Source organism: Bacillus sp. JZ109, assembly GCF_053903135.1.
Genome location: NZ_CP096388.1, coordinates 1,534,211 through 1,556,243, shown reverse-complemented (window position 1 = coordinate 1,556,243; position 22,033 = coordinate 1,534,211). Strand labels below are relative to the sequence as shown.

Here is a 22,033-nt window from a genome sequence, read left to right as displayed (position 1 = left end):
ATGCCCCCTCCCCTCCCATATATTTATCAATGTACCATAAACTAGATCTTTCAAAAGTGGAATTATTCCTATGTTTTCGACAATTAAGGATACAAAATAAATGGTAGTCAGGCTTGATATTGATGGTGTGTTACATTTGGCTCTTAATCATTTGTCCAGTCGGTAATCACGATTGACAATCAGGAAAAAGGACATGGATCAAGCGGCTTCGTTTCCACCAATTAACTCAATCAGTGTACTGCTTCCTTGTATCCACGCTTCTTCTCGATTCATAGATACTCCACCTTTTTCACCAATCAAAAACGGACACCATACAAATCAGCGTAAATGCTGCAAGTTCAGTGTCCGCAACCTATTATGACTTTGCTTTCTTTTACCAGGGCGTATAAAAATGATTAGGTACGTTATCAAACGTTATTCTATGATTTTGCGAGTCGAAAAATCATAACATTTTATATATTTCAATCAGATTATGATCTGGATCTCTGAAGTGAGCAACTCGGGCACTCCATTCCTTGCGATCATGCGGTTTATTCTCACATTTAACTCCTTTTTCGTGTAAATCGTCATACGTTTTATCAACATCTTCTACCTTAAACTGAAGCAAAAATTTTGATTGAGCTTCTCCTTCCAAGGACTTTTTTTCCTCTCCAACGATTTCAGCCATCGTTTCTCGAGATAAAAGCTCTATTTTCGTTTCCCCATTATCAAAGAGTGCATATTCCATTTCATTCTCTAACCAACTTATTGGAAGTCCTAATGAATCTTTATAAAACTCGACGCTTTTCTTAAAATCATTCACCAACAGTCTAATTTGTAACAGCTTCATATCGAGTGCCTCCTATAAAACCATACTTTTACTGGTCATCCAATTTAATGATACCAAAGAAACCTGACAGCCCTATGTCAAGTTTCCATAAATAAATTTCCACACTTCACCCTTATATCTGATTTAAGTGCAGTTTAGTCCATGTCATAAGAACGAGCAAAAACAGCGATTCTTAAAACAAAAAATGATACCGAGTGTATTTTCTGTATGCTTCAACTTCATTTCGGGAAATGTAACGTTGATAAAAGGAGGTTACATCAATATGGATCATCAAACATTGGCAGCTCATGAGGCTGTTGACTTACATGAAATCGTGAACTTTAAAACACTTTGTATAGCGAAATCAAAGTTAATGCAAGGGCTTGTGTTTGACCAAGAACTGAAGGACTTGATGGAAAAAGATGTACAGCAATCCATTCAAGACCTTACTGAATTACAAGCGGTTTATGAGCGTGCCTCATTTCAGGCCCCTGTCCCTCAAAGCCGCCCAACGCCAATCATCAATTGAAAGGAAGGTAAGCCTCTTTGAATAATGATCATTTAGACCCCATTAATTCGCTGAATGTGCCTGAACTAGCAGACACTACATTCGCGATGGATTTTCTTATACGAGCTAAGGAAGGCGTAAGGAATACTGCTGTAGCTTTGACAGAAACCGCTTCACCAGATGTAAGAGCACTGCTTCGGAAACAGCTGATGCAAGGAATTGCGATGCACCAAGAGATTACGGAACTGATGATCAGCAAAAAGTGGTTCCATCCATATGAGCTGAGCGAACAGTATAAGCTGGATCAGCTCTCTGCAAAAAACACGATCATGGTCGGCAATATGAACCTTTTTCCTGATGAAACAAATCGCAAAGGGATGTTTGACCGGACACCTGATGAACACTAACACTGGAGGTTTTACAGCATGAAGGCAGTAACGTATCAAGGCATTAAAAATGTTGTTGTCAAAGATGTCCCCGATCCAAAGATTGAAAAATCCGATGACATGATTATCAAAGTCACCAGTACAGCCATTTGCGGATCAGATTTACACTTAATCCATGGATTGATTCCTAATCTCCATGAAGACTATGTCATCGGCCATGAACCGATGGGAATTGTTGAAGAAGTTGGGCCAGGGGTTACAAAGGTCAAAAAAGGTGACCGCGTCATTATCCCTTTTACGATCGCCTGCGGTGAATGTTTTTTTTGTAAAAACCAACTGGAAAGCCAATGTGATCAGTCTAATGACAATGGGGAAATGGGTGCTTATTTCGGCTATTCAGGGCAAACTGGCGGTTATCCAGGCGGGCAAGCTGAATATTTAAGAGTGCCGTTTGCGAATTTTACCCATTTTAAAATCCCTGAATCTTGTGAGGAACCCGATGAGAAATTAAGCGTGATTGCCGATGCCATGACCACCGGCTTTTGGAGTGTGGATAATGCCGGCGTAAAAAAAGGCGATACAGTTATCGTTCTCGGCTGCGGACCAGTCGGCCTGTTTGCTCAAAAGTTTTGTTGGCTAAAAGGCGCAAAACGCGTCATAGCAGTTGACTATGTAAACTATCGCTTACAGCATGCGAAACGTACAAACAAAGTAGAAATCGTTAATTTTGAAGACCATGAGAATACAGGGAATTATTTAAAGGAAATCACGAAAGGCGGAGCGGATGTAGTCATTGACGCTGTTGGGATGGATGGTAAAATGAGCGATCTCGAGTTCCTTGCCAGCGGATTAAAACTTCATGGCGGAACTATGAGTGCATTGGTCATTGCCTCTCAAGCTGTACGCAAAGGAGGAACCATACAAATTACAGGTGTGTACGGAGGCAGATATAACGGTTTTCCGCTAGGAGATATCATGCAGCGAAACATCAATATACGCTCTGGACAGGCTCCTGTGATCCACTATATGCCGTACATGTTTGAACTAGTATCAACGGGCAAAATTGACCCGGGAGATGTTGTCAGCCATGTCCTGCCGCTTAGTGAAGCCAAGCATGGCTATGACATTTTTGATTCAAAAATGGATGATTGTATCAAAGTTGTGTTAAAGCCTTAAAAAACGGAGGTTACAGAAATGGAATACGCCTTACACGAAGTGCTTGAGGTTCAGGAAATGACTTCATTTAAGACACTTTGTTTGACGAAATCTAAAACAATGAAAGCACTGGTATCTGATCCGAAGCTGAAAGAAATCATGCAGCAAGATGTTGATATCACCACACGCCAGCTGCAGGAATTTGCCTCTATTTTATCTAATGCAAAGCACGAATGAGGAGATGAATAAATCATGAATCCTATCATAGAATATCTGACTGGCATGAATGTTCTAACAGACCAAATCATTGCTATGGACTTATTAATTTCAGCAAAAAACGGAGTCAGAAATTATGCGATGGCAGCCACTGAAGCCGGAACGCCTGAAGTAAAAGAAGTCCTTATCCGCCATTTGGAAGAAGCACTCGATATGCACGAACAACTCTCGAGCTATATGATGGAAAAAGGCTGGTACCATCCTTGGAACCCTGACGAACAAGTCAAGCTGAATTTAAAAAATATTGATACAGCCATTCAATTGCCGACCCTTTAACATACAATGACTGATTTGCTGAGGAACAGTATTGATTGGCCACAACTGTTCCTCAGCTTCAAAATGAGCACTGTTTGTTCGGGTCCTATGACCGTAAATAGATTAACCGCTTTTCTCCATCTGATCTCCGATAATGTTTGCAATTTCTCCAATCCAAATAAGGAATCGTAACCACCTCTTTTTATGCGATCTCTTGATGGAGAAAACAGGCCAGAATCAAAATCCTTCGTTTTAACCTGCCCTCTTCAAACGCAAGGAATGCTACCTTCTTTGCTCCACTGATCCGTGAAGACTTTCCGTTTTAGGCCTGCTTTTGAGCTTTGCCTCGTTTTCGCGCAATTTCCCATCATAATCTTTAATTTTTGTGTCTAATCTTTTAATTGTTTCATCAATTTCTTTCCGCTTCTCTATCAGCCGCTGTCGTTCGTCAGCCAGGATATTTTTTCGAGCTTCTACTGTACGGTCACCTTCGGTAAATAATGTTGTATATTCAATTAGCGCTTCTATCGATAGTCCCGCATTTCGCATGCATTTAATGAATTCAATCCATTTGATATCTTCTTCATCATAGTCGCGAATGCCGCTGTCTTTTCGTTTTACAGGCGGGATTAATCCTACACGTTCGTAATATCGGAGTGTTGCGGCTGTCAGGCCAAACTGCTTTGCCACCTGAGCAATATTCATGATCTTCACCTCTCTATCCTGTATGTTGTGAAGGTAACACTTAAAGTTAACTTTAAGTCAAGCTCAAAACAAGTGGTTAGCTGCTGAATCTGGGTTTATATATTCGGGACTTGCCTTAAAGCACACTTTAAACTCTATACTTCTCCATGCAATAAAAACAGGTTAGATGGAGGGATTGCTGAATGGCAAATAAACAAACTGCCGGAAGAGAACAATTAGGAGAATTTACGCCAAAGTTTGCTGAACTTCATGATGATGTTCTATTCGGTGACATTTGGGCAAGAGAGGAACAACTTTCCCCCCGGGATCGCAGCATGATTACAGCTTCTGCATTAATTGCTGACTGTATCTCACCTTATAAATCAGGTTCATTTTAAATGGTTTTTAAAAAAAACCCTTGCCTTAAAGCAGACTTTAAGGTTTATCGTTATGTTGAAGACACCATAAAACATAAATAAGTGGATGTTTTTATTTACAACACTTATGATGAAGAAAGGATAGGTTCATATGTGTAATCAACATCAAACCCGTGTATTAAGCGTGTCACATGCAAAAGCCAAATTTGAACAAACGACGATTGAGCGAAGAGAATTACGGCCGCACGATGTCTTAATCGATATTAAATTCAGCGGTATTTGCCATTCAGACATTCATAGTGCTTTTGATGAATGGGGCGGTGGCATCTTCCCAATGGTGCCTGGACATGAAATAGCCGGTGTTGTAACAGCCGTTGGAACAGAAGTCACCAAGTTTGCTGTCGGAGACCGCGTTGGTGTCGGCTGTTTTGTTGACTCTTGCGGAGAATGCGAATACTGTCTCAACGGAGAGGAACAATTCTGCACGAAGGGTGTTGTTCAAACGTATAACTCAGTAGACTACGACGGAAACCCCACTTATGGCGGGTACAGCCAAAAAATCGTTGTCACTGACAGATTTGTTGTTCAAATCCCAGATCAATTGGAAATGGATGTTGCCAGTCCGCTGTTGTGTGCAGGTATCACAACATTTTCTCCGCTGAAACACTGGAATGTTGGCCCGGGTAAAAAAGTTGCGATTGTAGGCGTGGGTGGCCTTGGACATTTGGCGATTCAATTTGCACATGCGATGGGTGCAGAGGTAACCGTCCTGAGCCGTTCCATGAATAAGAAAGAGGAAGCTCTGGAACTCGGTGCAAATCATTACTTTGCAACAAGTGACCCAGCCACATTCACTACATTGGCCGGGCGTTTTGACGTGATCTTAAATACGGTATCGGCAAATCTCGATGTAGATGCCTATTTATCAATGCTTCGTATAGACGGGACACTTGTAAACGTTGGAGCACCTGCCAAGCCGGACACATACAGTGTGTTTTCCCTAATCATGGGGCGCCGCAGCATTGCAGGTTCTCTAGTCGGCGGAATTCAAGAAACTCAAGAGATGCTGGATTTCGCAGCTGAGCATGGCATCGAACCTAAAATCGAAGTCATCGGAGCTGACCAAGTGGACGAAGCATACGAACGTATCCTCCGAAGCGATGTCCGTTATCGATTTGTGATTGATATTTCCACATTGTAATAGGTTAGTCCTTATATGGGCTATGGGCTGAACCGCTTATAATGAAACTCACGAAAAACGATCTCGTTAAGCAAATATTTTGAAGGCCGGTCAATCTTCCTGTTATTCTATGAATAGAGAGTTATTAGGAGGGTTTTTTATGAGCAAAAAAATTGCAGTTCTTGTTACAGACCAATTCGAAGACATCGAATATACAAGCCCGGTAAAAGCATATGAAGAAGCTGGCTACAGTGTTGTGGCTATCGATTTGGAAGCCGGCAAAGAAGTCACCGGTAAACATGGCGAGAAAGTAAAGATTGACAAAGCTATCTCTGATGTAGATGCAAGTGACTTTGATGCACTTCTAATTCCTGGAGGATTCTCTCCGGATTTGCTTCGTGCAGATGACCGTCCGGGTGAATTCGCAAAAGCATTTGTCGAAAACAAAAAACCTGTTTTCGCAATTTGCCACGGCCCGCAAGTACTGATTGATACGGATCTTCTTAAAGGCAAAGATATCACAGGCTACCGCAGCATCCGCAAAGATTTAATCAATGCCGGTGCAAACTACAAAGATGCAGAAGTAGTCGTCAGCCACAACATTGTCACAAGCAGAACACCTGATGATTTGGAAGCATTTAACCGCGAATCATTAAATTTGTTAAAATAAAACGAGAAGGCACAGACTGTTCAGGTCTGTGCCTTTTTTAACATTAAGACTCCTTCTTTACATTCTGAAAGACAGCAGTCGCGTCCCACACATTCAAGCCAAATTGGCCTTCTGAAAATGCGGAATCATTTGCATCAATCACAAGACGATCATCTAAATAGATTTTAAAGCGATCGCCCTCGGCCTCTGTTTTCAGATGATACTTTTTATTAACGTCTATCGGTGTTTTGTATTCAGCAATGACAGAAGCAGCACCGTTCTCAAATTTAAAGAATTTCACTAGATCATGCTTCGCATCCACATTGGCAAGGTAACCGTTTTTGGCATCTTTGTCAGAGCGAAACATTAGTGCTCCTGCCCCTCTTCCGTTTCCATCCTTAATGGTGATATCAGATTCATAAGTGAAGTCTGACCCGGATGCTGAAGACAAGATAAAGGAATCGCCGTCCGACCTCCCTTGTTTCCCCTCAATTGTGTCTGCCCATGTGCCATTTACAGTCGTCCAGCCGGTCAAATTGGACATAAAAGGTGACGTTCCCCATACCTTTTTCAAAGGGTGTATCGTTAAAGATTTTACCTTTACACCGCCATTTGCAGCATATAATTCAAGCCCTTTGCTTGATCGGTCTGGGAGAATAATATCCGTTATGACCTGCTTTCCGTCATTCCCAAATACTTCAACCGAAGAGCGGTCAACAAAAATGCGCATCTTAACCTTCCCATTTACCGGCTTCAATGGGGCTGTTTCTTTTCCGGTGTTAAAGGCCGGATTAAAGGTATTGTTGCCCGACTCGCTCCGGTCAACGAACAATTTGGCGTTCCTTCGGTCATAGCCGACCTTCGTAAATTGATTTTCACCTGTTCGGACCTTAAAACCAAATTCAGCAGCTGAACCAGGGCTTACTTTAAATTCTGCATTTATTTCATAAGCATCTCCAGATTGCCCTGCTAACACATTATGACTTGCAGGCGATATGGTCAGATTTTTCCACTTCTTAGGGGTCCCGCGAATGGTTTCCAGCTCTTTCACTGGTGTTTGGACCACTCTAACCCCTTCGGTAAACGCTTTCAATTTTAACTCTCTTGGAATGGACGTTGCACTTCTCCATGGGGATGTCGGAACATCATTCGCATATTGCCAATTGCTCATCCACCCTAACCATAGCCGGCGGCTGTCTGTTGATGGAATATCGGACCAGGATACAGCCGCATAAAAGTCTCTGCCGTAATCCGTCCAGAGAACTTTGTCTGACGGGTTTTCATTTTTAAAATGAGTTCCATCAAAGTCCCCTACAAAATATTGCATGCCTGATCCTCCCGAGACCGCTCCGTTTCCGACACTGACCTGCATGACCCATTTCTTTTGATTCGGATTGCCGTCTACCGGAAGCTCAAATAAATCCGGGCATTCCCATACTCCCCCGTGGCTTCCTTGATCCTGGCCAAATTCACTTGCATACGTCCACTGCTTCAGATTTTTTGATGTATAAATGAGGATACGGTCACCGGCCGCAAGCACCATTACCCACTTTTTTTCTTTTTCATACCAAAAGACTTTTGGATCGCGAAAATCTTTTTTACCCGGGTTTGGAATGACAGGGTTGCCAGCGTATTTCGTCCATGTTCTTCCTTTGTCGTTGCTATAGGCAATACTTTGCACTTGATGGCCTTCCCGATCCTGTGTATAAATGGCCACAAGCGGCTTCTCTTTGCCTGTTTGAAAACCGCTTGTGTTATTTTTATCTACAACTGCGCTTCCAGAAAAGATCGTGCCTTTTTCATCCGGATACAGCGCAACAGGAAGGTGTTCCCATGTAACCAAATCTTTGCTGACGGCATGCCCCCAATGCATGGGCCCCCACTGAAGCCCGTATGGATGGTATTGATAGAACAAGTGATATTCCCCGGCATAATATACCATTCCGTTTGGGTCATTCATCCAGTTTGCCTCTGGTGTGAAGTGGTATTGAGGACGGTAATCCTCATCATAGTAGCTTGAATCGGCTGCATCTGCCGAAAATGCCATAGTCAACAGCAGGGTGAACATGATCATGACTTGAATAAGTCTCTTTTTCATTTGTTCCTTCGCTCCTCTCTTCATGTTTGAACACTTTCAAGAGAGACTGCTAAGCAAGCTGGTCCGTTTCTGGCAATTCTCCTCTGTTTCGCTGTTATCCGAATGATTTATATATGAAAAGACTGCTGCAGTTTCTCTCTTTTTCCTTCACACACCTTATGCTAAGAATCCAGCCCAATACCCGAGAATCCCGATGACAAAGATGCCGCAAATAATGAGAAGAGAATTCACCCCTTTGCGAAGCATCCATGCCACCAATAACGTTAATCCGAGAGGCAGCGCACCCGGCATAATGCTGTCTAACACATTTTGTACCGTTTGAACATCTACTTTTCCGCTTTCATCCTTAATCCTGGATACAACGATTGGAATGTTGATGGTGGTCCATTTGGACACGAGAGCCCCCATAACAAATAATCCGAGAATCGAAGCGCCCTCTGTAAGCTTTTGAATGCGATTCCCCGCTAAATCCTGAAGAATCTCCATTCCTTTCACATAGCCATACTTTAATCCATAATATTTTGTGCTTAATCTTATGGCATTCAGCAAGAAAAAGAATAGCAAAGGGCCGGCAATGTTTCCTCCTAAAGCAAGGGAGGCTCCTAGCGCAGCTAAGACAGGACGAATCGTTCCCCAGAAAATTGGGTCGCCTACGCCCGCTATTGGTCCCATCAAACCAATTTTCATTCCGCTTATCGCTTTTCCGTCAATTCCTTTATTGTTCGCCATTTCTTCTTCCATGGCTGCCGTCACACCAAATATAGGCGCTGTCAGCCACGGATGTGTATTAAACCATTCCAAATGCCGCTGCAAGGCTTCGTTTCTTTTCGCTCCGGGACCGTACAATTTTTTGATCGCCGGTATCATGACATAACAATATCCCATTGCCTGCACACGTTCGAAGTTAAAGGAACCGAGTAAAAAATTTGAACGAATAAACATGCTGAAAATTTCTTTCTTCGTTAATCGTTTTTCTTTCTCCATTTTTTCTTCCCCCCTCATCGTTTAGGCATCAAGATCATCATCGTCATCATAAACAGCAACACTGCCACTGTCTGATGCGGCCGCGACTGCTCCGTGAGCGCTTTGTTTTTGCATCACCTGCTGGTATAAAAGCGCCAGACAGAGACCAAGGGCTCCAAATCCCACTAAGTTAAAATCGGTAAACGCCGCTAATAAGAAACCAATATAGAAAAATGGCTTTAAATAAGGAATATTCATCATATTGATCACCATGGCATACCCGACAACCACAATAATGCCTCCGCCTATTTGCAGTCCTTTTGTAATGACATCAGGAATATTTCCCAGGAACGCCTGAACAGCGCTGACACTAATTAAAGCAACAATCAATGTAGGAATCATGACGCGCAAAGCTTGAAACACCATCGCGGTAATATGCATAATTTCAATTCCTTTTATATTTCCCGCTTTCGCATATTGATCAGCGCGGTGGATGAAAAAGACAGTGATCGTCCGAACAAAAATCGTCAGCGCCTGACCCGCAGCTGCTAAAGCAACAGCGACAGCAATCCCTTCGCCAATTCCTTGATCAGCGGTAATAACTAAAATGGTTGAGATGACAGAGGCGATCGCTGTATCAGGTGCCATGGCAAGCCCGACGTTCATCCAGCCGAGCGCCATCAGCTCCAGTGTGCCTCCAAGAATAATTCCCGTTTTTAAGTCCCCGAGCACCAAGCCAACCAACGTACAGGCCACAAGCGGACGGTGTGTCTGCCCTTCATCCAATACACTTGCGATTCCGGTGATTGCTGCAATGATTAACAACAAAATAATTTGTAATGAAGACATATTCTCATCCCCTTGATTATTTTGTTACGTTCCGTAAAATCTGCACAAAATCCTCACTGGCATCTGAAGGCAGCTGCCTCAATTCCAGTTTCACGCCCTTGTCACTTAATGTTTCAAATGCCTTTATATCTTGTTCTGTGACACTGACTGATTTTGTGATTTGCCTGCGGTGATTTTCAAAACGCATTCCCCCGACGTTTACGGTTTTGATCGGTACACCTGCTTCTATAAGAGATACAATATCGGACGGATTTTCAAACAAGAGCATTGCCGTTACCCCTTCGTAGCGCGGACTATGAAATGCTTTTGCCATTTTAGAAACCGAGACGGCACTCGCCTTTACATTTGAAGGCGCAACAGAAAGGATCAGCGTTTTTCTCATTTCGTCCTGAGCAATATCGTCGGAGACAACGATGATTCGGTCGGCTGCATGGACTTTTATCCACCTTGTCAGGATTTGGCCGTGAATAAAGCGGTCATCAATTCTTGCTAACACAATGTTCATCATAATTCATCCTCTCTTGTATCTTGATTGGCTGTTTTTACTTTTTCTAAATGTTCACTGCACACTTGAAAGCTTTGCTGACTCATTGCTTTTAAGTTGTTCAGCAAATCTTTGAGAGCCAGATGTTCTCTCAGGCTTAATACCTCCAGCAGAATCGGCAGGTTTACGCCGGCTGCCATATCCATTCTTTGATCCTCAGCAATAAAGGAAGCTGCCGCGTTATATGGCGTCCCTCCAAAAATATCGACTAAAAAAAGCACTTCATGTTCTTCCGGGATATCCTTGAGCGCCTGATGATATTTTTCTTGCAGCGTTTGTATTCCTTCCCCTTTAAAAAACGGCACTGCAATCAGGTTATTTTCTTCACCGAATATCATCCCTGAAGACTCTTTTAATGCTATGGGAAAATCTCCATGACCGCTGATAATAACTGAAATCATGTCTATTGCTCCTTTCCTGTTTTGTACATCCATATATAATGCAAGGATCGTGCCAACACAGTTGTGTTAAGCGTTTTCATTGTTATTTCAGCCAATCGCAATTTGTTGTTGAAACACTTAAAACGAAAAAAATAAACCTGTATTAAAATGGTGTTCCATTTAATACAGGTTCATATGAAAAAACTGTTTTTAAAACAGCTGGCCATGCACTTCTTCAGCAAATATGGCGGCTATAAATAATTTTTCATCATCACTTATGCGAAGTCCGAGCTTTTCTTCATAAGGGGCTAATGTTCGCTCTGTCACGTACACCATTTCCTTCAGCTGACCATTGATCTCTTCTTCCTCTGAGAAAGCGATCGGATTTTGCTTAATTACCCTTTCAAAGGCGAAAGCCGTGTGCATAATGACTTTGATCAAAACCGCATTATTGAAAATGACCCCCAGCTCATCTTGAACGGTTTGCAGCCACTCCAATAACATTTCGATCACATGATGGGGATTCAAGAAGACAAGGTATTTTTTCAGGATATCCTCGCAAAGCTCCCTAACAATCATATTTGCTTCGTTCAATCCATTGCTCAAGGGGATGCTTCCTTTTGTAATCGCCTGTTGAATCAGCTTCTCTCCCTCCCCTTCAATTAACACTTCTAAAGATACATGCGGAGCATTGATTTTAGGATCTTTCGTTCCGACTGTCGCAAGGATTTCATACTCTTTTTCGATTTCTTTTATGCTGTTGGCCAGCTTAATCGATGATACGGTCAATATGTGAATCGGTGTATCGGAGGCCTTGTTTACGATCGTGGTTAGAATGTCTTCCAGCTTTTTGGCCGTCCCGCTGCCCGTGGTGCAGATGGATACCAATGCCTTCTTTTTGCCGGGTGCCGCTGGCTGACGCTCCCACAACTCGATAAAATCCTTCGTGACCGATTGATAGATCGCATGCAAATTTAAATTCAAATAGTTGACCTTTCTGACAGCATCCAGCACCATTGAAGTCGTAACATTGCTGATCGTTTTAATAGAAATGCCTGTCTTTTCCTCCAGCCTGCTTTCCAGCATTGCAAGCGACCCCATATCTACCAGCATTAAAACACCTTCGCCTTCATCAACCTGTTTCATTTTTTCTGCTACGCATTCAAAAATGTCCGAAGGTGAAACAGTAAGCGGCATGTCAACTGCTGCAATCGGCGTACTCCCTAGCAGTTCTGTCGCGACTTCAACCATTGAACTCGCCGTGCTGTTTCCATGAGCAGCCACGATAATACCGACTCTTTTGTTCTCCTTTAACGATTTGATGGAATGAATTAACATCGTTAAGTAGATGACTTCTATTTCAGGAATAGCCACTTTAAAATATTCCTGAATTTTATCTTTAAAAATCATCGCCACCCGATATTCTTTCACATGAGTATCACGAATTTCATCTGTCTCCTGTGTATTCAAAACATCAATTTGCTTTCCTCGCTTTAAAAATGCGTCAATATGCATACTCAAGAAATAAATAAACTTACGATCAAATGTGCAATCCAGCTCATGTTCAGCTATTTCTTTTAACTGTTTTGTCATTTGAATCACATCATCTTCAACGAATGTCAGCAGGTTGTCTTTTTGAAAAGCTTGATGATGAAAAAAACTTCTGACATGCAAATGGACATCAGTCAAGATGTACTGGTTAATATCCTTTTTGGATAAACCTTCTTTCATAAGCGTTTTCACTTTTTCCTCAATCAAATGATATAAGTTAAATGAGAGGTCTTCGTCAATTTTTGTTGTTTCATCTTCTACAATCGGAGAGATAATCGTTGTAATATTGACATATTCAGAAATGGCTTTGCTTCTTTGCATGTTTTTGCTGCTGGACATCCATTCTTGCTTGATTTCATCAGGCAGATCGCGAACAGTCAGTTCAATAACTTCATTTCTGTCAAGGTTATGCAAAAATCCGTGTGCGCAAACTAACTGGACATTTGATTTCAGCTGTCCGACATTCCCAAATTTCGCAGAGTGAATAAGCGCATTATAGACATCGATATGCACACTCAGATTCTTCTTAATTCGCTCTGCTTCTTTCCCTAATAAAAACGTCGTCAGATCCACTCTTTCTTTAAGCGATCGTTCTTCAAGCGAAGGAATATGAATGGTCATTGGGATTCTTCGCAAAAACGTTTTCAATAGTGCAGAACTCGGATTTTCTGTAGTCGCACAAATAAACAATACGTTCGATGTTCGTTTATGTTCAGATTCTCCAAGCCTGTTATAAGAACCGCTGTCAATAAAATAAAACAGCATTTCTTGTCCCTCGGGAGGGAGACGGTGGATTTCATCCATAAAAAGAATACCCCCATTGGCCTGTTCGACTAAACCCGCCTTATCCTCGGCAGCACCTGTAAATGAACCTTTTTTGTGTCCGAATAATTGAGAAAGCAATAATTGAGGATTGTTGTAGTAGTCTGCACAGTTAAATGTAATAAATGGTGCGCCGGCCTTCAATATGTCAGAGTAAATGGCAAACTGGTAAATTCGGTTCGCAAAAAGGGATTTACCGGAACCAGTCGGCCCTAGGAGGAGCATATGCAGACCGTTCGGCGGATAAAAGACAGCTGCTTTTGCCTGGGAGATCGCTTTCTTCAAACTCCCTTTTGCCCCTATCATAAGCTCTAGGGGATTCGTGGAAATGTGTTGATGATTTTGCTTTGAATTTCCGGAAAACGCCTGAAGGTCTTTCACTTCCATCATCTCTGTATCCCATTTCTTGTTGAATAATTTTTCTGCTATCTCGACTGGGATGTATCTTACAGGAAACGTTTTAATTTTGATGACCTTTTTGGACCGGACGAGATTGTTCAATTCAAAGCTGACATTGGACCGCTCCATTTTCAGCTGCTCGGCAATCTCCTTTGCTGAATTCCCTTGTATTTTTAAAAGATGATCTAAGGTTGAATCATGAAAATTATGCTTGAGCTGATGGTATATTTTATCTATTCTTCTCACGTCTATCATCCTTCGTCCTTATTAGATAAGCCATTAACAAGAATATTTCGAAACTTTATAGTCCGCGTTGAGATTATCTGCTGATACACGTTTAAAAAGGTCTCTATAGCAGATTGACAAAACTGGCTTTTATGCGTATATGTTTACATTTTGAATCATTTGCATCTCATATTAGTATGATAGATGCTCAGTTCTGGAGGGCCAGTCCCCTTCAAAAGTAATAATCAGTAAACAGTTTATCATTCTCGGGGAATGTAAAGATGTCAAAATCATCAATGACAAAAAATGAATCTTATAGATCATGACAAATTACCCAAATATAACCCCTTAAGTTCGCTCACAACTAAAAAGAGGGACACAATATGTGACCGCCACAGTATTACAATTTGCAAAACTTCGTCATTTTTGCAATCCACTTTGAAGGTTAAGAAATCTGTAAGCTTAAAAACTTTATCTCCGATTCTCTCGATTTGATCCCCCCTGCAGGTCTCAAACATAGTGGGTATGCAATTATACAAATCGTTACCGATTAAAACTAGCCTGTCAGATTGTCCAAATGACTTTCCTGTTTTACTCTGCTATTCAGGTAGAATCACGAGTGAAAAATAGAGCCAGAAGACATGTAACAGCACTTAAAATAGTTTTAAAATTTAAAAATAAAAGTATCTATTCTTTTAAATGTTATAATATCCGATAAAACTTTACTCATCTTTTTATTACTGGAGGAAAATAAAATTGATAGGCAATTCTAGCAAAGACAATTTTGGCCAGCAACAGAAATTGTCTAGAGGCCTTAAAAACAGGCATATACAATTAATGGCGATTGGAGGTGCAATCGGTACAGGTTTATTTTTAGGTTCAGGTAAATCCATCCATTTTGCAGGACCATCCATTTTATTTGCTTACTTGATCACCGGCGTATTTTGTTTTTTCATTATGCGTTCGCTCGGAGAACTGCTCTTATCAAATGCGGGATACCACTCTTTTGTTGATTTTGTAAGGGACTATTTAGGAAACATGGCAGCATTTATCACTGGGTGGACCTACTGGTTCTGTTGGATTTCCCTCGCGATGGCTGATTTAACGGCGGTCGGCATTTATACGCAATATTGGCTTCCCGATGTGCCTCAATGGCTGCCGGGTCTTCTTGCGCTTATTATCCTGCTGATCATGAACCTTGCCACCGTTAAACTTTTCGGAGAATTAGAATTTTGGTTTGCATTGATCAAAGTCATTGCCATACTGGCTCTGATCGTAACTGGTATTCTCCTGATTGCGAAAGGTTTTTCCGCAGCTTCCGGCCCTGCCAGCCTCAACAACCTTTGGAGCCACGGTGGCATGTTCCCAAATGGATGGCATGGGTTTATCCTATCTTTCCAAATGGTCGTCTTCGCTTTCGTGGGTATTGAACTTGTCGGACTGACAGCAGGTGAAACAGAAAATCCCCAAAAAGTGATCCCTAAAGCCATCAATCAAATCCCTGTCCGGATTTTACTTTTTTATGTTGGCGCACTTTTCGTGATTATGTGTATCTATCCTTGGAATGTGTTGAATCCAAACGAAAGCCCATTTGTTCAGGTCTTCTCTGCAGTAGGCATCGTTGTGGCTGCCAGTTTGATCAATTTTGTTGTATTAACATCAGCCGCATCAGCTGCAAATAGCGCTTTATTCAGCACAAGCCGAATGGTCTATTCACTTGCAAAGGATCATCACGCACCTGGACTATTAAAGAAATTGACTTCTTCTAACGTGCCAAGCAATGCGCTGTTCTTTTCATCCATCGCCATTCTGATTGGCGTTAGTCTGAATTATTTAATGCCCGAGCAAGTCTTCACACTGATTACAAGTGTTTCTACAATATGCTTCATTTTTATTTGGGGCATCACGGTGATTTGCCATTTGAAATATCGAAAAACAAGGCAGCATGAAGCGAAAGCAAACAAATTTAAAATGCCTTTTTACCCATTATCCAACTATTTAACACTTGCATTTCTCGCGTTCATTCTTGTCATATTGGCACTGGCGAATGATACACGTATTGCTTTGTTTGTCACCCCGGTCTGGTTTGTTTTATTGATTATTTTGTATAAGGTACAAACCCGCAGAGGACATAAGATGAAATAAAAAAAAGACAAGGGATACTCACTCCCTTGTCTTTTTTATGGGTCAAACACAAATTAAACTTTGGTTTCAAATTTCATTCACTTCATTTAAGTGTTAACTCAAACCAGTTTTGATGCCGAAACCTACTAATATTATTCCGGTAATTTTTTGAAACACTTTCTGGAACTTCGAGTTTTTCATCCATTTTTTTGCGTAATCAATAATATAAACAAGAAACAGGAACCACAACACCGCTAATAAGGTTAGGATTGAAGCTAAAATAATGAGCTGCTGGTTTATATTTCCGTTCAAATTGATAAATTGGGGCATGATTGTAACATACACCAAAACAGTTTTAGGATTGAGAATGTTACTGAGTGATCCCTGCATAAAGGAAGTTTTATAATAACGTTTCGGAGAACTTGCCATATTTTTTGCTTGGGATTGCATGTCATCTAACGAAAACATACTTTTAGCAAAAAAACTTTTTACACCTAAATAAATTAAGTATGCCGCTCCCAAATATTTGATCGTTGTGAAAAGAATCACTGACTTTGCGATCACCACTGATAATCCTAAAATGGCAATCACCGTCCAAAAGGAAAGTCCTGTTGCCAATCCGAGAATGTTATAACGGCCGGCTTTCGGGCCATACCTAAGCGTATTTTTCATCACAAGCATCGTATCTGCCCCCGGTATGATAACCATCATGGCAGCGATCGGTATGTATGCGAGTAAGCTGTGCATTGTTCTCTCCCCCTTTAAAAAATCCCCTTAATCATATAGTGACTACAAAAGTAACTACTTATAAAAAGTGTATCAATGTGTTTGGAATAAATCAATATGGTTTGTTAAAATAGCGATTACTAAGGCAGCGATTGCTCTTTATATTGGAGGATATATGAAAGAAAATATGTTAGACATTTTAAAAAACCTCAATTTTACAGAATATGAATCGAAAGCGTATTTGGCATTATTGCAAGAATCACCTTTAACAGGCTATGCCGTTGCCAAAAAATCCGGAGTTCCCCGTTCTAAAATTTATGAAGTCTTGGAAAGCCTTGTCATAAGGGGAGATGTTTTTGTCAGTCATGGAAATACGCCTCAGTATGTTCCTGTCCCCGCAAAAGAACTGATTAAAAACCGCCGGCTCAAAGCGGAAGAGCATTTTGATCAGGCTGAGAAATATTTTGAAAAGTTCGAGCAGACTGCTAATGACCGGGAAAACATCTGGAATATCACCGGCCGCAGTGAAATTCTTGAAAAGGTGAAGGCTTGTATCTTATCTGCCAAAAAAAGAATCCTCTTAGAAATATGGAAAGAGGATTTTAAGGAGATAGAAGCAGAGCTCAAACAGGCGGCAGAACAAGGCGTTATTGTCACCATTATTGCGTACGGAGACATCGTATCTGATTTTGCCAATGTTTACCTTCATGATATGAGCAGTGAAATTACAGAAGAGTATGACGGACGGTGGCTTGTCTATAGCGGAGATGATTCAGAAGTCGTAGCAGGCATTGTCTCACTTGGCAACGACAGCCGTGCTGCATGGACGATGCATGTAGGTTTAGTCATGCCTATTACTGAAGTGATCATTCATGATCTGTACCTCATGGAAATTCTGAAAAAGCATAGAGAGCTTTTAGAAGAGAGCTTCGGGAAAAATCTCATCCAGTTGCGCCGTAAATTTTCTATCCATTCAGATTTCAAAAAACATTATTTGGAATAATATTCGCATCGCTTAACCAAAACAAGGCTTGTACAAAACAAGCCTTGTTTTTTTATGCATAACCCCCCCATGCTGATTTACTTCTCTCTTTTAAAAAAATGTGATTCTGCGCAAACTATTTTTCAGCCTGCCGCGTCTATCCTAGGTAACAGCCTACGATATACGTATATTCAAAAAGGAGCCCTTTATTGCAATGAAGAAAAAACAAACAACAAAAGCGTTGCTTGTCACATGCATAACTGACCATAAGCAAGATTTCTACAGGTTGGCTTTCAGTTATGTGAAAAATCAAGATGACGCATTAGATATTGTTCAGGAATCGATAAAAAAAGCGCTGAGCTCAGTTGAAACGGTCAGGAACCCTGAGACGATAAAAAGCTGGTTTTATAAAATTTTAGTGCGGACAGCCATTGATTTTTTGCGCAAACAAAAAAAGATAAGAGTGATGGACGACGAAACGATAGAATTTTTAAGCAAAGGAAAGGAAGACCATTACAAGGATACTGATCTCCATGAAGCGCTTGACGAATTGCCGTACCGCTATAAAACCATTATTATTTTACGCTTTTTTGAAGACCTCAAATTAGAAGAAATTGCGGAAATTACAGGAGAAAACACGAATACCGTCAAAACGCGCCTATACAGAGCATTGAAGCTGATGCGCATTCAGCTGACGAAGGAGGATCTTTCTTAATGGATAAGAGATTACAGCAATTAAGAGAAGAATATAAAAATGTTCCGATTCCTAAAGAATTGGATATCATTGTTGAAAAAGCCCTTCAGCAAGAACCAAAAAAGAAAAGAATCGTCATGTGGCCGACATCAGCAGCAATCGCTGCAGCTATTTTATTCACTGCGCTTGTTAATATCAACCCTGACGCTGCTCAGGCTATGTCAAGGATCCCTGTCATCGGCAAAATCGTCAAAGCGATCACCTTTATTGAAATCAAAGAGGAAAAAGACCAATCAAGCATTGATGTCAAAACACCTGCTTTGTCCGGGCTTTCTAATAAAGAGCTGGAAAACAGCATTAACCAAAAATACTTGAAAGAAAGCCAGCAGCTGTATAAAGAGTTTATACAGTCCACATCCAAAAACAAAAAAGGGCATCTCAGCATCTACAGTGATTACGAGACGGTCACAGACACGCCAGATTTACTCTCGATCCGGCGCAATATTGAAAAAACACAAGCATCTTCCTACACACAAAGCCGTTATATTACAATTGACAAAAAGAATGATATTTTACTTACATTAAAAAGCTTATTCAAAGATGAGCGCTATATTAAAGTCATCAGTCAAAATATTAGAGAGCAAATGAAACAGCAAATGAAGGAAGATCCAAATAAAATATATTGGCTCACTGACGAAGATGCAGAACCGTTCAAAACGATTCTTCCTGATCAGACGTTTTACATTACTGAAGACCATAAACTTGTGATCTCATTTGACGAATATGAAGTCGCCCCTGGCTATATGGGCGTTACCGAGTTTACAATTCCAACCAGCGTCATTTCAAACTTGCTCGTGGGAGAACGTTATATTCGATAAAATAAAAACATCCATCTAAGATTATGGATGTTTTCTCTCTTCTCTTTCGAGGTCGTAACCTCGCTATCAAAAACAACGAGAATATTTGCATACTATTGGAGGAATTCCCATGTATCACAAGACACAGCATCATCGATACATCCCTGGACTTGATGGCCTTCGCGCTTTTGCCGTCCTGTCAGTTATCGCTTATCACCTAAATTTCAATTGGGCTAACGGAGGTTTTATCGGAGTTGATATCTTTTTTGTTTTATCCGGATATTTGATTACATCTATTCTATTACCGGCATATGGAAATGATATCAATCTTGATTTTCGGGACTTTTGGGTGCGCCGCATTCGGCGGCTTCTGCCGGCAGCGTACCTTATGATCTTTTCCACTGTTGTGTGGGTCGTATTGTTTGATCGAGAACTATTGCACACTGTACGTGGAGATGCGATCTCTTCTCTCTTTTATATGAGCAATTGGTGGTTTATTTTTCACAAGCTATCATATTTTGATAGTTTCGGTTCCCCATCACCTCTAAAAAACCTTTGGTCGCTGGCGATTGAAGAACAATTTTATATCATATGGCCGATGTTTTTAGTTGTTGGAATGTACATAATGAAAAGCCGCGCCAGATTGGCTGCGGTGATATCATTGCTTGCGCTTTGTTCAGCCGTGATGATGAGCGTACTGTATGAACCTGGCGGAGATCCGAGCCGCGTTTACTATGGCACAGACACTCGTTCGTTTGAACTTCTCATCGGATGTGCCTTGGCTTTGGTATGGCCAATGAAAAGGCTGTCTTCCAACAGGCTGCCAAGCAAACTGAAGCACACTTTGCACGCCACTGAATTTTTGGCATTTTGTACTTTAGTGTTGTGTGTCTATTTCACAGATGAATACGAGCCTTTTCTTTACAGAGGCGGAATGCTATTCATTAGCGTGACTGCCGCAATCCTTATTGCATGTGTTTGCCATCCGAGCAGCTTTTTAGGCAATCTGCTTTCATGGAGGCCGCTTCGGTGGCTTGGAACGAGGTCTTACGGAATTTATCTTTGTCACTACCCTGTTATTGTGTTAAGCACGCCAGTTCAAGAAATCGGAAACCCTGTTCTTTGGCATATCGTGCTAAAGGTCATTGTGACATGTATACTTGCCGAGCTTTCCTATCATTTTATTGAGAAGCCGATACGGACACAGGGATTTAGGTCATTTTTCCGCCGTGTTTTTATACATAGAATCAAGGAATGGAAAACGACATCTGTCATCAGCAAACTGTCAATTGGTTTCGTCATTTTCGCTATACTTATTTTTGCAGGAGGGCTGTCTGGGTTAGCCGGAGAGCAAAAGCACCCTACCAAATGGACCTATAGCTCACAAGAAACAAATGCTGACACCAGCCAGGCTTCTGGGGATAAAAAGAACGCTGCAGCAGATAAAAAACACTATCCTGAACAAAAGACAACAGAATCCGATCAACGTCAAAAGGAAAACAAAGATAGTGGGCAAGAGACTCATAAAAAGAAAGACACGCAATCTAAACAGACGAAAGAACCCGCAGATACTGCGAAAGAGGTGTTAGCTATAGGAGATTCCGTCATGCTTGATATTTCTTCACACCTGCGTCAGTCACTTTCACATGTGACGATTGATGGAAAGGTAGGAAGACAAATGTCTCAAGCTTTGGAACTCGCAAGGGAGTACAAGTCTTTTAATCAGCCGAACAAGGCTGTCATCATTGAGCTTGGAACCAATGGCTACTTTACAAACAGCCAAATCGAACAACTGCTTCAATCTTTCTCAAAAGCCCATATCTATCTTGTCAATACACGGGTTCCCCGCCAATGGGAAAGCAAGGTTAATGAATCTTTACAGCACCAGGCAAGCGCACATCAAAATGTTACGTTAGTTGACTGGCATACAGAAGCTCTTCAGCATCCAGAATATTTTACCCCTGATGGTGTTCACTTGGTTCCTAAAGGGGCAAAAGCTTTGACCGCTCTTATTGTTCAGGCGATGAAATCATAAAAAAAGAGATCCTATGCGGATCACTTTTTCACTTTAGTTTCTGATCGTTGATTATGTCTCCTTTCAGCAAGGCTGCCCTTATGTTTACATTCCGTTTACGTAAGGGTAAGCCAAAATAGAATGGAGGGATGATGGTGACAGTAAATGAAGAACATGACTTCCAAAAAGAGCTGAAACGATATGAACTTTTTTTCAAAAAACGATATAAGATTCTTTATACAGTAAACGATTTTATCATTGGTGCTTTGTTTCTCGTCGGGAGCTTTTTCTTTTTTTATGACAGATTAATGTCGGCAGGGATATGGCTGTTTGCGATCGGAAGTTTGCTGCTGTTAATCAGGCCGACCATTCGGCTGATTCATGACTTTCATTACCGTAAGCATGTGGAACAGCAATTCAAGCATCAATCTTCAACAGATGACTGATCTTAAGGAATAAGCAAGAACAAAATGCCAAAAGCCTGAGTTGAAAATCAAAAACAAGACTTTTAGACTATTTATTTTAAA

At 41.2% G+C, this 22,033-nt stretch carries 26 protein-coding genes; 15 read left to right on the top strand and 11 right to left on the bottom strand.

What is annotated here, in order from left to right; genetic code table 11:
* Positions 1 to 198: 198 nt before the first annotated feature.
* Positions 199 to 300 carry a hypothetical protein gene (locus M1D94_RS08055; RefSeq protein WP_119123071.1) on the bottom strand — a complete coding sequence of 34 codons (102 nt, stop codon included), beginning with the start codon at positions 298 to 300 and terminating at the stop codon, positions 199 to 201.
* 142 nt (positions 301 to 442) lie between these two features.
* Positions 443 to 829, bottom strand: coding sequence for a VOC family protein (locus tag M1D94_RS08050; protein WP_004398984.1), 387 nt, complete (start codon positions 827 to 829; stop codon positions 443 to 445).
* Positions 830 to 1,091: 262 nt separating this feature from the next.
* Between M1D94_RS08050 and M1D94_RS08045 the strand changes: the two genes are divergently transcribed.
* The 5 genes from M1D94_RS08045 to M1D94_RS08025 are packed head-to-tail and all read left to right on the top strand — an operon-like array spanning position 1,092 to position 3,409.
* Positions 1,092 to 1,337 carry a spore coat protein F-like protein YraG gene (locus M1D94_RS08045; protein ID WP_003229845.1) on the top strand — a complete coding sequence of 82 codons (246 nt, stop codon included), beginning with the start codon at positions 1,092 to 1,094 and terminating at the stop codon, positions 1,335 to 1,337.
* A gap of 17 nt (positions 1,338 to 1,354) precedes the next feature.
* Positions 1,355 to 1,723 (top strand): spore coat protein, encoded by a 369-nt coding sequence (locus tag M1D94_RS08040; RefSeq protein WP_009967868.1) that lies wholly within the window; start codon positions 1,355 to 1,357, stop codon positions 1,721 to 1,723.
* An 18-nt stretch (positions 1,724 to 1,741) separates the two neighbouring features.
* Positions 1,742 to 2,878 (top strand): zinc-dependent alcohol dehydrogenase, encoded by a 1,137-nt coding sequence (locus M1D94_RS08035; RefSeq protein WP_014477471.1) that lies wholly within the window; start codon positions 1,742 to 1,744, stop codon positions 2,876 to 2,878.
* Positions 2,879 to 2,896: 18 nt separating this feature from the next.
* Positions 2,897 to 3,094 carry a hypothetical protein gene (locus tag M1D94_RS08030; RefSeq protein WP_021480190.1) on the top strand — a complete coding sequence of 66 codons (198 nt, stop codon included), beginning with the start codon at positions 2,897 to 2,899 and terminating at the stop codon, positions 3,092 to 3,094.
* A gap of 15 nt (positions 3,095 to 3,109) precedes the next feature.
* On the top strand, positions 3,110 to 3,409 hold the full coding sequence (locus M1D94_RS08025; RefSeq protein ID WP_003246006.1) for a spore coat protein: 300 nt from the start codon (positions 3,110 to 3,112) through the stop codon (positions 3,407 to 3,409).
* A gap of 261 nt (positions 3,410 to 3,670) precedes the next feature.
* Here M1D94_RS08025 and adhR read toward each other — a convergent pair whose 3' ends face one another.
* Positions 3,671 to 4,093, bottom strand: a complete 423-nt coding sequence (gene adhR / locus M1D94_RS08020; RefSeq protein WP_004398725.1) for an aldehyde stress transcriptional regulator AdhR — start codon at positions 4,091 to 4,093, stop codon at positions 3,671 to 3,673.
* Between the two features lie 182 nt (positions 4,094 to 4,275).
* Between adhR and M1D94_RS08015 the strand changes: the two genes are divergently transcribed.
* From M1D94_RS08015 to yraA, 3 genes are all read left to right on the top strand, one after another.
* Positions 4,276 to 4,470, top strand: coding sequence for a carboxymuconolactone decarboxylase family protein (locus M1D94_RS08015; protein ID WP_038829666.1), 195 nt, complete (start codon positions 4,276 to 4,278; stop codon positions 4,468 to 4,470).
* Positions 4,471 to 4,600: 130 nt separating this feature from the next.
* Positions 4,601 to 5,650 (top strand): formaldehyde dehydrogenase AdhA, encoded by a 1,050-nt coding sequence (adhA, locus tag M1D94_RS08010; RefSeq protein ID WP_456270498.1) that lies wholly within the window; start codon positions 4,601 to 4,603, stop codon positions 5,648 to 5,650.
* Between the two features lie 139 nt (positions 5,651 to 5,789).
* Positions 5,790 to 6,299 carry a cysteine protease YraA gene (yraA, locus tag M1D94_RS08005; protein ID WP_003229836.1) on the top strand — a complete coding sequence of 170 codons (510 nt, stop codon included), beginning with the start codon at positions 5,790 to 5,792 and terminating at the stop codon, positions 6,297 to 6,299.
* A 43-nt stretch (positions 6,300 to 6,342) separates the two neighbouring features.
* On the opposite strand, the gene sacC is transcribed toward yraA, so the two are convergent.
* The 7 genes from sacC to levR form a co-directional block, all read right to left on the bottom strand.
* The gene (gene sacC / locus M1D94_RS08000; protein WP_424926300.1) at positions 6,343 to 8,346 is read right to left on the bottom strand and encodes a levanase; all 2,004 of its coding nucleotides are present in this window, start codon (positions 8,344 to 8,346) and stop codon (positions 6,343 to 6,345) included.
* On the bottom strand, positions 8,285 to 8,416 hold the full coding sequence (locus tag M1D94_RS07995; protein ID WP_223497671.1) for a hypothetical protein: 132 nt from the start codon (positions 8,414 to 8,416) through the stop codon (positions 8,285 to 8,287). Before M1D94_RS07995 ends, sacC begins: the two co-directional genes overlap by 62 nt.
* Before the next feature lie 116 nt (positions 8,417 to 8,532).
* Positions 8,533 to 9,360 carry a PTS fructose transporter subunit IID gene (levG, locus tag M1D94_RS07990; protein ID WP_456270497.1) on the bottom strand — a complete coding sequence of 276 codons (828 nt, stop codon included), beginning with the start codon at positions 9,358 to 9,360 and terminating at the stop codon, positions 8,533 to 8,535.
* A 21-nt stretch (positions 9,361 to 9,381) separates the two neighbouring features.
* On the bottom strand, positions 9,382 to 10,188 hold the full coding sequence (gene levF, locus M1D94_RS07985) for a PTS fructose transporter subunit IIC (RefSeq protein ID WP_014477476.1): 807 nt from the start codon (positions 10,186 to 10,188) through the stop codon (positions 9,382 to 9,384).
* Positions 10,189 to 10,204: 16 nt separating this feature from the next.
* Entirely contained in the window at positions 10,205 to 10,693 is a 489-nt protein-coding gene (levE, locus tag M1D94_RS07980) for a PTS fructose transporter subunit IIB (protein WP_004399158.1), read from the bottom strand.
* Positions 10,693 to 11,133, bottom strand: coding sequence for a PTS fructose transporter subunit IIA (gene levD, locus M1D94_RS07975; protein WP_003246144.1), 441 nt, complete (start codon positions 11,131 to 11,133; stop codon positions 10,693 to 10,695). The genes levE and levD overlap by 1 nt, the downstream gene beginning before the upstream one ends.
* Before the next feature lie 189 nt (positions 11,134 to 11,322).
* A complete protein-coding gene (gene levR / locus M1D94_RS07970; protein ID WP_456270496.1) occupies positions 11,323 to 14,130 on the bottom strand; it encodes a transcriptional regulator LevR in 2,808 nt (935 codons plus the stop codon).
* Positions 14,131 to 14,686: 556 nt separating this feature from the next.
* On the opposite strand from levR, the gene M1D94_RS07965 reads away from it, so the two are divergent.
* Both M1D94_RS07965 and M1D94_RS07960 read left to right on the top strand, forming a co-directional pair.
* Positions 14,687 to 14,827 (top strand): hypothetical protein, encoded by a 141-nt coding sequence (locus tag M1D94_RS07965; RefSeq protein ID WP_121517033.1) that lies wholly within the window; start codon positions 14,687 to 14,689, stop codon positions 14,825 to 14,827.
* A 38-nt stretch (positions 14,828 to 14,865) separates the two neighbouring features.
* Positions 14,866 to 16,254 (top strand): amino acid permease, encoded by a 1,389-nt coding sequence (locus tag M1D94_RS07960; protein WP_077671553.1) that lies wholly within the window; start codon positions 14,866 to 14,868, stop codon positions 16,252 to 16,254.
* Between the two features lie 93 nt (positions 16,255 to 16,347).
* Here M1D94_RS07960 and M1D94_RS07955 read toward each other — a convergent pair whose 3' ends face one another.
* Positions 16,348 to 16,980: a LysE family transporter gene (locus M1D94_RS07955; RefSeq protein ID WP_003229828.1), complete on the bottom strand. Its 633-nt coding sequence runs from the start codon at positions 16,978 to 16,980 to the stop codon at positions 16,348 to 16,350.
* Between the two features lie 154 nt (positions 16,981 to 17,134).
* On the opposite strand from M1D94_RS07955, the gene M1D94_RS07950 reads away from it, so the two are divergent.
* From M1D94_RS07950 to M1D94_RS07930, 5 genes are all read left to right on the top strand, one after another.
* Positions 17,135 to 17,962, top strand: a complete 828-nt coding sequence (locus tag M1D94_RS07950; protein WP_004398526.1) for a TrmB family transcriptional regulator — start codon at positions 17,135 to 17,137, stop codon at positions 17,960 to 17,962.
* 193 nt (positions 17,963 to 18,155) lie between these two features.
* Positions 18,156 to 18,656, top strand: a complete 501-nt coding sequence (gene sigV, locus M1D94_RS07945; protein ID WP_004398891.1) for an RNA polymerase sigma factor SigV — start codon at positions 18,156 to 18,158, stop codon at positions 18,654 to 18,656.
* On the top strand, positions 18,656 to 19,513 hold the full coding sequence (gene rsiV, locus M1D94_RS07940; protein ID WP_014480396.1) for an anti-sigma-V factor RsiV: 858 nt from the start codon (positions 18,656 to 18,658) through the stop codon (positions 19,511 to 19,513). Before sigV ends, rsiV begins: the two co-directional genes overlap by 1 nt.
* Positions 19,514 to 19,622: 109 nt before the next feature.
* Positions 19,623 to 21,527, top strand: coding sequence for a peptidoglycan O-acetyltransferase OatA (gene oatA / locus M1D94_RS07935; RefSeq protein WP_456270495.1), 1,905 nt, complete (start codon positions 19,623 to 19,625; stop codon positions 21,525 to 21,527).
* A 134-nt stretch (positions 21,528 to 21,661) separates the two neighbouring features.
* Entirely contained in the window at positions 21,662 to 21,952 is a 291-nt protein-coding gene (locus tag M1D94_RS07930) for a YrhK family protein (RefSeq protein ID WP_087614863.1), read from the top strand.
* Positions 21,953 to 22,033: the final 81 nt, after the last annotated feature.

Excerpts from the sequence above, each read along its gene's own strand:
- adhA (WP_456270498.1), top strand. The coding sequence starts at position 4,601 with ATGTGTAATCAACATCAAACCCGTGTATTAAGCGTGTCACATGCAAAA.
- M1D94_RS07965 (WP_121517033.1), top strand. The coding sequence starts at position 14,687 with ATGACTTTCCTGTTTTACTCTGCTATTCAGGTAGAATCACGAGTGAAA.
- oatA (WP_456270495.1), top strand. The coding sequence starts at position 19,623 with ATGTATCACAAGACACAGCATCATCGATACATCCCTGGACTTGATGGC.
- M1D94_RS08045 (WP_003229845.1), top strand. The coding sequence starts at position 1,092 with ATGGATCATCAAACATTGGCAGCTCATGAGGCTGTTGACTTACATGAA.
- M1D94_RS08015 (WP_038829666.1), top strand. The coding sequence starts at position 4,276 with ATGGCAAATAAACAAACTGCCGGAAGAGAACAATTAGGAGAATTTACG.
- yraA (WP_003229836.1), top strand. The coding sequence starts at position 5,790 with ATGAGCAAAAAAATTGCAGTTCTTGTTACAGACCAATTCGAAGACATC.
- M1D94_RS07955 (WP_003229828.1), bottom strand. The coding sequence starts at position 16,980 with ATGCACAGCTTACTCGCATACATACCGATCGCTGCCATGATGGTTATC.
- M1D94_RS08050 (WP_004398984.1), bottom strand. The coding sequence starts at position 829 with ATGAAGCTGTTACAAATTAGACTGTTGGTGAATGATTTTAAGAAAAGC.
- levD (WP_003246144.1), bottom strand. The coding sequence starts at position 11,133 with ATGATTTCAGTTATTATCAGCGGTCATGGAGATTTTCCCATAGCATTA.
- M1D94_RS08030 (WP_021480190.1), top strand. The coding sequence starts at position 2,897 with ATGGAATACGCCTTACACGAAGTGCTTGAGGTTCAGGAAATGACTTCA.
- levG (WP_456270497.1), bottom strand. The coding sequence starts at position 9,360 with ATGGAGAAAGAAAAACGATTAACGAAGAAAGAAATTTTCAGCATGTTT.
- adhR (WP_004398725.1), bottom strand. The coding sequence starts at position 4,093 with ATGAATATTGCTCAGGTGGCAAAGCAGTTTGGCCTGACAGCCGCAACA.
- sigV (WP_004398891.1), top strand. The coding sequence starts at position 18,156 with ATGAAGAAAAAACAAACAACAAAAGCGTTGCTTGTCACATGCATAACT.
- levF (WP_014477476.1), bottom strand. The coding sequence starts at position 10,188 with ATGTCTTCATTACAAATTATTTTGTTGTTAATCATTGCAGCAATCACC.
- M1D94_RS08035 (WP_014477471.1), top strand. The coding sequence starts at position 1,742 with ATGAAGGCAGTAACGTATCAAGGCATTAAAAATGTTGTTGTCAAAGAT.
- levE (WP_004399158.1), bottom strand. The coding sequence starts at position 10,693 with ATGAACATTGTGTTAGCAAGAATTGATGACCGCTTTATTCACGGCCAA.
- M1D94_RS07950 (WP_004398526.1), top strand. The coding sequence starts at position 17,135 with ATGAAAGAAAATATGTTAGACATTTTAAAAAACCTCAATTTTACAGAA.
- rsiV (WP_014480396.1), top strand. The coding sequence starts at position 18,656 with ATGGATAAGAGATTACAGCAATTAAGAGAAGAATATAAAAATGTTCCG.
- sacC (WP_424926300.1), bottom strand. The coding sequence starts at position 8,346 with ATGTTCACCCTGCTGTTGACTATGGCATTTTCGGCAGATGCAGCCGAT.
- M1D94_RS08025 (WP_003246006.1), top strand. The coding sequence starts at position 3,110 with ATGAATCCTATCATAGAATATCTGACTGGCATGAATGTTCTAACAGAC.